11 protein-coding genes and 2 pseudogenes are annotated in these 9,941 nt (G+C 68.9%); 5 read left to right on the top strand and 8 right to left on the bottom strand.

What is annotated here, in order from left to right:
* The 4 genes from AB0F17_RS65140 to AB0F17_RS65125 all read right to left on the bottom strand — a co-directional run.
* Window positions 1–960 (bottom strand): AfsR/SARP family transcriptional regulator (locus AB0F17_RS65140; protein ID WP_358047303.1); only part of this gene is annotated, 960 nt, incomplete at its 3' end.
* A gap of 277 nt (window positions 961–1,237) precedes the next feature.
* Window positions 1,238–1,861, bottom strand: a complete 624-nt coding sequence (locus AB0F17_RS65135) for a tyrosine-type recombinase/integrase (RefSeq protein ID WP_358047297.1) — start codon at window positions 1,859–1,861, stop codon at window positions 1,238–1,240.
* 91 nt (window positions 1,862–1,952) lie between these two features.
* Window positions 1,953–2,930 (bottom strand): WYL domain-containing protein, encoded by a 978-nt coding sequence (locus AB0F17_RS65130; protein ID WP_358047294.1) that lies wholly within the window; start codon window positions 2,928–2,930, stop codon window positions 1,953–1,955.
* 28 nt (window positions 2,931–2,958) lie between these two features.
* Window positions 2,959–3,111, bottom strand: coding sequence for a hypothetical protein (locus tag AB0F17_RS65125; RefSeq protein ID WP_358047291.1), 153 nt, complete (start codon window positions 3,109–3,111; stop codon window positions 2,959–2,961).
* Here AB0F17_RS65125 and AB0F17_RS65120 point away from each other — a divergent pair.
* Entirely contained in the window at window positions 3,110–4,474 is a 1,365-nt protein-coding gene (locus AB0F17_RS65120) for an MFS transporter (RefSeq protein WP_358047288.1), read from the top strand. The genes AB0F17_RS65125 and AB0F17_RS65120 overlap by 2 nt on opposite strands.
* A gap of 154 nt (window positions 4,475–4,628) precedes the next feature.
* Here the strand turns inward: AB0F17_RS65120 and AB0F17_RS65115 are convergent.
* The 3 genes and pseudogenes from AB0F17_RS65115 to AB0F17_RS65105 all read right to left on the bottom strand — a co-directional run.
* A pseudogene (locus tag AB0F17_RS65115) lies at window positions 4,629–4,946 on the bottom strand (Tn3 family transposase); the annotation flags it as partial.
* Between the two features lie 453 nt (window positions 4,947–5,399).
* On the bottom strand, window positions 5,400–6,572 hold the full coding sequence (locus AB0F17_RS65110) for a serine hydrolase domain-containing protein (RefSeq protein WP_358047285.1): 1,173 nt from the start codon (window positions 6,570–6,572) through the stop codon (window positions 5,400–5,402).
* A 34-nt stretch (window positions 6,573–6,606) separates the two neighbouring features.
* The gene (locus tag AB0F17_RS65105) at window positions 6,607–6,795 is read right to left on the bottom strand and encodes a hypothetical protein (RefSeq protein WP_358047282.1); all 189 of its coding nucleotides are present in this window, start codon (window positions 6,793–6,795) and stop codon (window positions 6,607–6,609) included.
* Window positions 6,796–6,936: 141 nt separating this feature from the next.
* Between AB0F17_RS65105 and AB0F17_RS65100 the strand changes: the two genes are divergently transcribed.
* Window positions 6,937–7,596, top strand: a complete 660-nt coding sequence (locus AB0F17_RS65100) for a response regulator transcription factor (RefSeq protein WP_358047279.1) — start codon at window positions 6,937–6,939, stop codon at window positions 7,594–7,596.
* Complete coding sequence (locus AB0F17_RS65095; RefSeq protein ID WP_358047276.1) at window positions 7,593–8,726, top strand: ATP-binding protein; 1,134 nt, start codon at window positions 7,593–7,595, stop codon at window positions 8,724–8,726. Before AB0F17_RS65100 ends, AB0F17_RS65095 begins: the two co-directional genes overlap by 4 nt.
* A gap of 27 nt (window positions 8,727–8,753) precedes the next feature.
* On the opposite strand, the gene AB0F17_RS65090 is transcribed toward AB0F17_RS65095, so the two are convergent.
* Window positions 8,754–8,981, bottom strand: a complete 228-nt coding sequence (locus AB0F17_RS65090; protein WP_358047273.1) for a hypothetical protein — start codon at window positions 8,979–8,981, stop codon at window positions 8,754–8,756.
* On the opposite strand from AB0F17_RS65090, the gene AB0F17_RS65085 reads away from it, so the two are divergent.
* Complete coding sequence (locus tag AB0F17_RS65085; protein ID WP_358047270.1) at window positions 8,971–9,111, top strand: hypothetical protein; 141 nt, start codon at window positions 8,971–8,973, stop codon at window positions 9,109–9,111. The two genes, AB0F17_RS65090 and AB0F17_RS65085, sit on opposite strands and share 11 nt — an antisense overlap.
* Window positions 9,112–9,188: 77 nt before the next feature.
* A pseudogene (locus tag AB0F17_RS65080) lies at window positions 9,189–9,887 on the top strand (ATP-binding cassette domain-containing protein); the annotation flags it as partial.
* Window positions 9,888–9,941: the final 54 nt, after the last annotated feature.

Here is a 9,941-nt window from a genome sequence, read left to right as displayed (position 1 = left end):
CACCCGGTGTGCCCAGTGCACCGCCAGTGCGGTCTTGCCCACGCCCGCGGTGCCCGACACGGCGGAGACGACCACCGCGGTCGGCTGCCGGCCGGCCTCGGCCAACACGCGGTCCAGCCAGGCCAGCTCAGCCCTCCGCCCGGTGAATCCGTACGCGTCCAGCGGCAGCATCGCTGGGACACGAGCGGGCGCGGGCGCCGAAATGGTTCTCGCCCCGCTGCCGGTCTCCGAGCGCAGGAGCGTGTCATGCAGCCGCCGCAGCTCCGGGCCGGGATCGAGGCCGAGTTCGTCGGCCAGCCGCACCCGTAGGCCCCGATAGATCTCCAGAGCGTCGGCCAGCCGTCCCGCCTCGGCCGTCGCGCGCATCAGCAATCCCACCAGGGACTCTCTGAAGGGATGCCGATCCACCAGCGCCAGCAGCTCCGCAGTCACCTCATGATGGCGGCCCAGCGCCAGCTCCAGCGCCAGGCACTCCTCCCAGACGGCCAGCCGACGCTCGGTCAAAGCCCTGGCGGCGTTCTCGAAGTACTGACCGCCGACACCGGTCAGCGGCTCTCCCCGCCACAGCAGCAGTGCCCGCCGGAACGTGGCGGCGGCCTCGGCCGTATCCGAAGGCGCCGTTTCCCGCGCCTTCGTGACCAGTTCGTCGAACGTCCGGGCGTCCAGTCCACCGGAGACCGGCCGCAACCGGTAGCCCCCTCGTACGGTCATGATGAGATCGTCGGCCGCTCCGGCACCCACCAGTGTCCGTCGCAGCCGGGTCACCAGGTCCTGGACCTGCCGTCGTGCCGAGGCGGGGGGCTTCTCCCAGACGACGTCGAGGAGCCGGTCTACGGTGACGACGTGGCCGGCGTCCAGCAACAGCCTCACGAGCGCCTTTTCCTGCCGGGGGCCTTGCAACCTGACCGGGTGATCGTCCGCCCGCACTTCCAGCGGGCCCAGGACGCCGAACCAGATCATAGCCAACGGGCGCCGCCCCAAAGATCGAATCCACGCTCGGAGAGCCCGTGGATCTCTGAGTCGGCAACGCTACCGTCTCGTCCGACCCGGCTGCGCATCAAAGGGGACGCCGCGGGGCTTCATGGGTCACGTGACGGAGGGCGGCTTCTGGGCGACCCCGGCCAAGACCCACGACTTCTTCGCCTCGTACGGGGTTGAGGAACCGGCGGACAGCCGTTGGCGCTGAGAAGGATCTTGAGTGCAGGGAGCTGAGACTGCTGTTGGTTGCGAAGCTTCCTTAGCGCGTTGCGCGTCGGCGTGCGGCGCGGATCTCGGCATCGGCGACCTTGCCGTCGAGCAGCGCGTACAGCTGCGTCGTCTCGGTGGAGGCGTGGCCGAGGCGGCGGCGCACGGCCTCGATGGACACCCCGGCGTTGATGAGCTCGGTGGCGTGGGCGTGGCGCAACTGGTGGATGTCGATCTCGACGCCGGCGGCCGCGCAGTATCTCTGCCAGCGGTGGTGGGCGGCGTCGTAGGACGGCGGTCCGCCGCGGCCGTTGATGGAGGCGCGGAAGAGCGGCCCGGCGGTGTAGCCGGAGCGGGCCAGGTGCAGCTTGAGCTGGGCGACGTAGCTGCGGTCGTCGAGCAGCACGGTGCGTACGCTGCCGCCCTTGCCGTGCACGCGGACGTGTTCGTCGTCCAGGCGCAGATCGAGATCCTCCGCGTAGAGACCGCACACTTCGGAGGCGCGGGCGCCGCAGACGTAAGCGGCCTCGAACAGCACCCGGTCGCGCAGCCGGTCCAGCGGCAGGTCCTTGCGCGGCCGCCGCGAGCAGATCACCGCGAACACCTTGGCCACGTCGGCGGCCGCAGCCGGGCGGGGCAGGCTCTTGGGCACCTTGACGGGGTCGATGCGGTCCATCGAGTTAACGGCCAGCAGCTCATGGTGGACGGCCCACTTGGTGAAGGCGGCGACGGCGGCGCGCTTGCGCTTGCGGCTGGCCAGCGACAGCTCAGCGAGCTCGGTCGGGTCCGAGTCCCTTGCTGATTCGGGTGCGCAAGGAGTGCAGGGCTTGCCTGAGTTCGGCCGGTTCGATGTCTGTGATGTCGGCGTCGAAGGTGAGGAGTAGTCCTGCCAGGCCTGGCCATGACCATGCGCCGAGGGTGAGTCGGCAAGTGGTTGCGGTGTCGTACCCGACTGTTGATCCGCCGGGAGCGAACCGGGCGACGGTGGAGGCGGGCAGGGCGACGATGGCTGAGCCGCGGCATGGCCATTCGGCGGCGGCGTCTCCGCGGTCGTGTGCGGTCATGACGAAGGCGACGGGATCGCCGTGCGGGATGTCACGTCGGTCGAAGGGGGTGTGCGTGGGCATGTGTGGTTTGATGCGGTCCACGCGCATCGCGCGCCATCGATCCGCATCCGGGGCGAAGGCGACCAGGTACCAGCGTGCGGCCCAGACCACGAGGTCGTGCGGTTCCAGCGTGAGCGTGACGGGTTCGCCGTCACCGGTGTAGTCCACGCGAATGAGGTGCTGCCGGTTGATCGCGCTGCCAACGGCGCGGACGATCTCGGCGTCGATCGGTGGCGCGGGGAACTCCCAGTAGTTGCGGGCTGAGGAGACGGTGAACGCTTCGGCATGCAGGCGGCTGCGCGCGGGCATCGCCTGGCGCAGCGTGGCGAGAGCGCGGGCCGCGTTCTCGCGGATGCCGGAAAGGACAGTCGGCGCGGTCTGGAGCGCGACGGCCGTGGCGACGGCCTGATCTTCATCGAAGACGACCGGCGGCAAGCGGCTAGCGCGACCGAGTCGATATCCTCCACCCGCTCCGCGGACGGCCTCGATCTCGTACCCGAGATCCCGGAGCGTATCGATATCGCGACGCACGGTTCTCGCCGACGCTCCGAGCCGGGTGGCGAGTTCCCCGGCGGTCAGGGTCGCACCGATCCCGAAGATCGACAGCAGCTTGAGCGTCCGCGCGGAGGTAGCAGCCATGATTCTCCGACTCTCTCACCGATAGCGGTCATTCGATGGCAACTATGCCCGCGATGGTGGCCGGCATGACCGATTCACCGAGCCCCCGAACGAGCATCCGCACAACTGAGGCTTCCCCGACACTCATCGCCAGCGCCGGCGCGACCACGGCGCTGTTGGTGGTGCTCTTCGGTTCCTTCATGGACCTTCTCGACGCGACGATCGTCACTGTCGCGGCCCCGGCGATAGCCCAAGACCTAGGTGCCGGCGACGCTCAGATCCAGTGGACGATCGCCGCCTACACCCTCGCCCTGGGCGCGGGCCTGATCACCGGTGGACGGCTCGGTGATCAGTACGGCCGCAAGCGGCTGTTCATGATCGGGCTGGCCGGGTTCATGGTCACCTCGGCGCTGTGCGCGCTGGCCGTCGATCCGGGGATGCTCATCGGCATGCGGGCCGGGCAGGGACTGACCGCCGGGATCATGGTCCCGCAGGTGTTCGGGATCATCCGGGCTTCATTCGCTCCGGGCGAGCGCGCCAAGGCTTTTGGCGCCTATGGAGCGGTCCAGGGCCTCGCCTCGGTCGCCGGCCCGCTGCTGGGCGGGCTGCTCGTCGACACCAACCTGTTCGACCTGGGCTGGCGCACGATCTTCTGGATCAACGTGCCCGTCTCGATCCTGGCGCTCATCATCGGCGCGAAGGTCCTGCCCGAGTCCCGCTCTGCCTCGACCGCGCGGCTGGACCTCCCAGGCGCGCTCCTCGCGGCCACGGGCATCCTTCTCCTGCTGCTGCCGATCATCCAGACCGAGACATGGGGATGGACCTGGGCCAGCTACGTCCTCCTCGCAGCCGGAATCATCGTGCTCGCGATCTTCCTCGCCCACGAGCGCCGCCTCACCGGACGCGGAAACGAACCTGTCTTCGATCCGGCTCTGCTGAGAATCCGCGCCTTCGCAGTCGGCCTGAGCGCTTCGGTGCTCTTCTTCGGCGGCATCGGGTCGTACTTCCTCGCCCTCTCGGTCTACCTCCAGAACGGAACCGGCCGAACCGCGTGGGAGACCGGCCTGGTGATCCTCCCGTACGCGCTCGGCTCGATCATCACCTCCGGCCTCGGCGTCGCTCTCGCCGCCAAGGCCGGCAGAACGCTCCTGATCGCCGGCTCGCTCACCATCGCGGCATCTCAGCTCGTCCTGTGGTCCATCGTCAAGGACGGCAACGATCCCGGATACTGGCTCCTCGCCCTCGCACTCTTCATCGGTGGCCTCGGGCTCGGTCTCGCCGCACCCATTCTCGTCAACGTCGTCCTCGCAGGCGTCCCCGGACGCAACGCAGGCGCCGCGGGCGGAGTGCTCTCCACCGTCAACCAGATCGGCGGCGCCATCGGCATCGCCGTTCTCGGCACGATCTTCTTCACTTCCGTCACCGGTTCGGCCACCGGAGCACCAGTGCTGCCCGACTACAGTCACGCGCTCAGCATCGTCCTGATCGTCTCCGCCGCGCTCTACCTGATCACGGCACTCGTGATGCTCGCACTCCCGAAAGCCGCAGTCGAGCACGCCGAGTAGAGAACCCAGGCCGGGGCGAACGTATCGCCCCGGCCTAGGCACTACAGGCGAGCAGCAGTCATGCCCGGAGGCCAGCAGGACGGGACCAGGCACAAATCTCACGACTACGCGCCGATTCTCGCGCGGACACGACCTGCCGTTAAGGATCTTGCCATCACGTACACCCGCCGCATCTGCGGCCCTGGGTCTCCACCCCCTCCTCGCCCACGCCGCCGCCGTCGGGGAGGAGGGGGATCTCGCCGAGCTGCCGTAGGCCTTCGGCTGGGGCGGAGGAGGAGGAGATGGAACAGCGGCCCAGGACGTTGAGGTGGGCGTGGCCGAGCGGGCTGAGCCGAGCGGCCTCCTCGTCCTCCACCGGGACGCCTTGGGCGCGCAACTGGTCGAGCGCGGCCGACAGATACTTGGAGTTCCACAGCGCGACGGCGTTGACGACGAGACCAAGAGCCGCTAGTTGATCTTCTTGTCCTTCGCGTGTAGGATCCGCAGTTCCGTGTCGGATGGCAACGTCTGGACCTGCGCTTGGTGGGCAGTCCGCGTGATCTGTCGAGCGTGCTTGTCCGCGTGGACGTGTCGGATCCTCTTGCCATGTCGGCCCGGCCGGGACCTTGATGGCGATCGTTGGCAGCTGCGTCCCGGCCCGATCGCAGGTGACCACTCGGAGCGTCACCCTCCTGATTCGCCGGTCCGCGCGGCCTGTCGAATTCGACAATCAACTGACACGCAGGCGCGGATTTCGACAGCGAAATGCGGACCCTACATCGCGGTATGCCTTGTGGATCTGACCGTTGCCGCGATCGTTATCTTGGGTTCTTGGTCTCTTCTCGCAGGTCAGAGCGAGATGATCTTTTCAGGCAACTACGCGACCGCGGCGCCGTCGTCACCGGCATCGCCGCCAGCGCCGGGATGCTGGCGGCGACCAGGTGCCTCAGCCGGTAGCACACAGTGCGTGGTCCACCAGGGTGGCCATCGCCTGGTCAGCGCGCTGCTCGGCCTTGAAGTCGGCGAGCGAGCGGGAGGTGGCCGAGACCACGATGCCACGGCGGCCATCCGGTGTGACGCCCAGCCTGGTGCGGTAACCGTCGCCGTCACCGCCGTGGCTCCAGTAGCCGCCGCCGCAGCTCAGTGGCCGGTAGAGGAGCCCGAGGCCGTAGCGGGCGCCCGGCACCCCCATGGCCTGCAGTTCTTTGGCCGGGACGGTCTTCTCCATCTCCACCAGTTGTGCGGGGGCCAGCAGTTTGCCGTCCATCAGCGCGCGGAAGAACGCGTTCAAGTCGCCGGTGGTGCTGATCATCCCGCCGGCCGCGTCGCCCAACGTCTGGTTCTTGACGGTGACGTCCACCAATGGCCCGCCCCGTTGGAACCGCATGTACGCCCTGGCGTGCGGCTTGGGCATGTGCGTATCGACGCCGGGCGCGCTGGTGTGACGCAGGCCCAGCGGCTTGAGGATACGGTCGTGGACCTCCCGCTGCCAGGTGTGCCCGGTGACCTTCCGTATGATCATTCCGGCGAGAACGTAGTTGGTATTGGAATAACGCCAGTTCGTCCCCGGTGCGAAGTCGGGCCGGTGCCGTACGGCCCGTGCAACGAGCTGCTCGGCGCGGTAGGACCGCAACCGCTCCCGCCGCCACGCCCGCGCCGAGCCGGGGGGCTTCGGCAGGTAGTTGTGCAGGCCGCTGGTGTGCTGCAGGAGTTGACGTACGGTGATCTTACGGCCGTCGTTGCCGCTGCCCCGGACCACGCCGGGCAGCCATTTCTCCACGGTGTCATCGAGCGACAGCCTGCCCTCGCCGACCAGTCGTAGCACCACGGTGGACACGAACGTTTTGGTGACGCTGCCGATCCTGAAGCGGGCGTCGGCAGGAACGGGGTCGCGGGACGTCAGCTCTCTCACCCCGGCCCGTGCCCGCAGGCGACCCGACGGGGTCACCACCTCGCCGAGCGTCCCCACCACGCCGGTGGCGCTTACGGCGTTCAGGTCCCGCTGCAACTGCGCCTGGTCATAGCCCTGGGCGCGCGCGGTGGAAGGGAACGCGGTCATTCCTGTCGCGAGCGCGGTGGCCACGATCGCCACCCGTCGTCCAGTCGTGCAAACGGTCATAGATTCTCCTCATAGGTCGCGTGGGTTCGTCTTCTCAGGGTCGCGGCGGCTGCGGGACGGAGGGCGCCCGCGGCGGTTGCGGTGGTGCGCAGAGGGACGCGCAGGTGACCGATCGCGCCCAGTGCGCGGCGGGCAGCCAGTCCAAGACGCCGGTGAAGGCGATCAGAGTCAGGGTGACAGCGCAGGTCCCGGCGAACGCCAGGCGCGCTGGTCGTGCGAGCATGAGATGCCTCCTCGCTGGGTCGGTGTCGAGAAGCACTCAACCGCGCCCCTGGTTACCGGGACGTAACAGCCGCTGTTACGCCGCTGTTACCCCTCCTTGCGAGACGCTGAGGCCGACGCCGACCGAAGGGAGCGATGAGGGATGCGGGTGCTGGTGGTCGAGGACCACCGCGAGCTCGCCGAGACGCTGGCGACCGGGCTACGCCGTGAGGGCATGGCGGTCGACCTCGCGTGGGACGGAGCGGCGGCACTGGAGCGCACCTCGGTCAACCGCTACGACGTGGTCGTGCTCGACCGCGACCTGCCCGTGCTGCACGGCGACGAGGTGTGCCGGGCCCTGGTGGCCGAGCGCTATCGGGCGCGCGTGCTCATGCTGACCGCGGCCACGACGATCGAGGACAGGGTAGACGGGCTGAGCTTGGGGGCCGACGACTACCTCCCGAAACCGTTCGCCTTCGCCGAGCTCGTGGCGCGCATCCGGGCACTGGCCAGGCGCTCGCAACCGGCCCTACCCCCGGTGCTGGCCCACGGCGAGCTGCGGCTGGACCCCGGCCTGCGGGTGGCCAGCCGGGCAGGGCGCAGGCTCGAGCTGAGCCCCAAGGAGTTCGCCGTGCTGGAGTTGCTGCTGGCCGCCCAGGGCAGGGTCGTCTCGGCCGAGGAGTTGCTGGAGCGCGCGTGGGACGAGGCCGCCGATCCGTTCAGCGCCACCGTCAAGGTCACGATCAGCCGACTGCGCCGCAAGCTCGGCGACCCGGCGCTGGTCGAGACGGTGCCCCAGGCCGGTTACAGGATCTGGGGATGAGATTGGCCAGTCGTGTCCGCGGCCGTCGCTGGACCATCCGGCTGCGGCTCACCCTGCTGTACGGAGGCCTCTTCCTGGCGGCGGGCGCACTACTGCTGGCCGTCACATATGTGCTGGTGGCGTATGCCCTGCCGCTCCTGCCGGTGGAGGCGCCGCCGGCACCTGAGCTGGGCGGCCCCTTCGTGCCACCCCCGACGCCAAGCGTTCCTGACCTGTCTGACCAGCTCGGCCGCCAGCGGGCCCACGATCTGCGACAGTTCCTGGCGGCGTCAGGAATCGCCCTGGTGATCATGGCCTTTGTCTCGGCCTGGCTCGGCTGGCTGGTGAGCGGGCGTGCGCTACGTCCCCTGCGTTCGATGACGGGCACCGTACGGGAGATCTCCGCACGGAACCTGCACCAGCGCCTCGACCGCCGCGGACCCAACGACGAGATCAAGGACCTGGCCGACACCTTCGACGGACTGCTCGGTCGCCTGGAGGCAGCCTTCGAGGCGCAGCGCGGGTTCGTCGCCAACGCCTCCCACGAGCTGCGCACCCCGCTGACCTTCGAACGGAGCCTGCTGGAGATCACCCTGGCCAACCCGGATGCGAGTGCCGCGGAGCTACGCGCCACCTGCCAGCGTGTCCTCGCGGGCAACCAGCACCAGGAGCGGCTCATCGAGGCCCTCCTCACCCTGGCCCGCAGCCAGCGCGGCCTGGACCGCCGCGAGCCTCTGGACCTGTCCGAGATCGCCGCCGCCCTCCTCGACCCCGCTCAGGAGCCACCCGTCGAGGCGGACCTGAACCCCGCCCCCGCGACAGGCGACCCCCGCCTGGTCGAGCGTCTGGTGGCCAACCTCCTGGACAACGCCGTACGCCACAACATCCCCGGCGGCCACGTGAAGGCCTGGACCGGCACCGATGCAGGTCGCCCGACCGTGCGCGTGACCAACACCGGCCCGATCATCCCCCCGGACCAGGTGGACGCCCTCTTCGAGCCCTTCCGGCGGCTGGACGCCACCCGAACCAGCGGGCGCGACGGCCTGGGTCTCGGCCTGTCCATCGTCGCCGCCGTCGCCGCCGCCCACGATGCTGAGCTCACCGCCCACCCCCTACCCCAGGGCGGCCTCGACGTGAAGGTCGCCTTCTAAGTGGTCCTGCCCGTAAGTTCTCCGGGGTCAGTGGCTGAGGTAGAGATCGCAGGCGCAGTCGAGGGCTTCTTGGGGCGTGCCGACGGACATTCCGGTGGGCAGGATCTGGTTCTCGTACTTGCCGCTGCTGGTGAGGTAGAGCCCGAACCCCCAGATGGAGGCCGATCCGCCGTAGCGGAGCCTGATGAGGGGCTGGTGGTGGCCGTCGGCCAGTTCGCCTTCGACGTAGGCGAAAGTCGGCGGTGTGCCCGCCACGCTCCTGGAGCTCCTCGTCGTGACGAAAGACAACGTGGCGGACACCGTGGTCAAGGACGGTTTCCACAAGGTCTCCGACATCTGCACCGCCGAGTATGCCAAGGCGTGCACGGCCGCCGGTCTTTCCTGAGCCGACGGGTGATGATGGTGAAGGAGCCCAGATACCTCGCCGAGCGGACCCGGCTACGGGCCGCCGAAGAGGCGCACGTGCCCTCAAAGACCCTCGAAGCTGCCCCCCGCGAAGCGGCTCGCGAGCCGGTCCTGTCACTGCGCGGAATCAACAAGAGGTTCGGCGCCGTTCAGGCGCTTCAGGACGTCGACTTCGACGTTCACCCAGGTGAGGTGATCGCGCTGGTGGGGGACAACGGTGCCGGCAAGTCGACCCTGGTCAAGGTGATAGCGGGGGTTCATTCCCCCGACGAGGGCCACGTCCTGTTCGGGGGCCGGAAGGTCTCGATCTCCAGTCCGACCGCCGCGCGCGAGTTGGGGATCGCGACGGTGTTCCAGGACCTGGCCCTGAGCGACAATCTCGACGTCGTGGCCAACCTCTTCCTGGGCAAGGAACTGCTGCGTGGCCGTACGCTCGACGAAGTCGGCATGGAGCGTCGGTCGTGGGGGCTGCTGCGCCAGCTCTCGGCCAAGATCCCGTCCGTTCGTGTCCCCGTCGTCTCGCTGTCGGGTGGGCAGCGTCAGACCGTCGCGATCGCTCGCTCCCTGCTCGGCGATCCCAAGGTCGTCATGCTCGACGAGCCGACGGCGGCGTTGGGAGTGGCGCAGACCGCTGAGGTGCTCAACCTCATCGGACGGCTGCGTGAGTCTGGGCTCGGGATCGTGCTTGTCAGCCACAACATGGCGGATGTTCAGGCCGTGGCGGACCGGGTGGCCGTCCTGCGCCTCGGTCGGAACAACGAGACCTTTGGATCGTGTTCGGCTCGCTCAACGACAATTTCCTGTCCAGCC

It is taken from the genome of Nonomuraea sp. NPDC026600 (genome assembly GCF_040638335.1).
Classification (GTDB): domain Bacteria; phylum Actinomycetota; class Actinomycetes; order Streptosporangiales; family Streptosporangiaceae; genus Nonomuraea.
The sequence above is the reverse complement of the archived record's forward strand: the minus strand, read 5'-3'. Positions and strand labels throughout refer to the sequence as shown.

Excerpts from the sequence above, each read along its gene's own strand:
- AB0F17_RS65095 (WP_358047276.1), top strand. The coding sequence starts at position 7,593 with ATGAGATTGGCCAGTCGTGTCCGCGGCCGTCGCTGGACCATCCGGCTG.
- AB0F17_RS65110 (WP_358047285.1), bottom strand. The coding sequence starts at position 6,572 with ATGACCGTTTGCACGACTGGACGACGGGTGGCGATCGTGGCCACCGCG.
- AB0F17_RS65130 (WP_358047294.1), bottom strand. The coding sequence starts at position 2,930 with ATGGCTGCTACCTCCGCGCGGACGCTCAAGCTGCTGTCGATCTTCGGG.
- AB0F17_RS65105 (WP_358047282.1), bottom strand. The coding sequence starts at position 6,795 with ATGCTCGCACGACCAGCGCGCCTGGCGTTCGCCGGGACCTGCGCTGTC.
- AB0F17_RS65135 (WP_358047297.1), bottom strand. The coding sequence starts at position 1,861 with ATGGACCGCATCGACCCCGTCAAGGTGCCCAAGAGCCTGCCCCGCCCG.
- AB0F17_RS65100 (WP_358047279.1), top strand. The coding sequence starts at position 6,937 with ATGCGGGTGCTGGTGGTCGAGGACCACCGCGAGCTCGCCGAGACGCTG.
- AB0F17_RS65120 (WP_358047288.1), top strand. The coding sequence starts at position 3,110 with ATGGACCTTCTCGACGCGACGATCGTCACTGTCGCGGCCCCGGCGATA.
- AB0F17_RS65125 (WP_358047291.1), bottom strand. The coding sequence starts at position 3,111 with ATGAAGGAACCGAAGAGCACCACCAACAGCGCCGTGGTCGCGCCGGCG.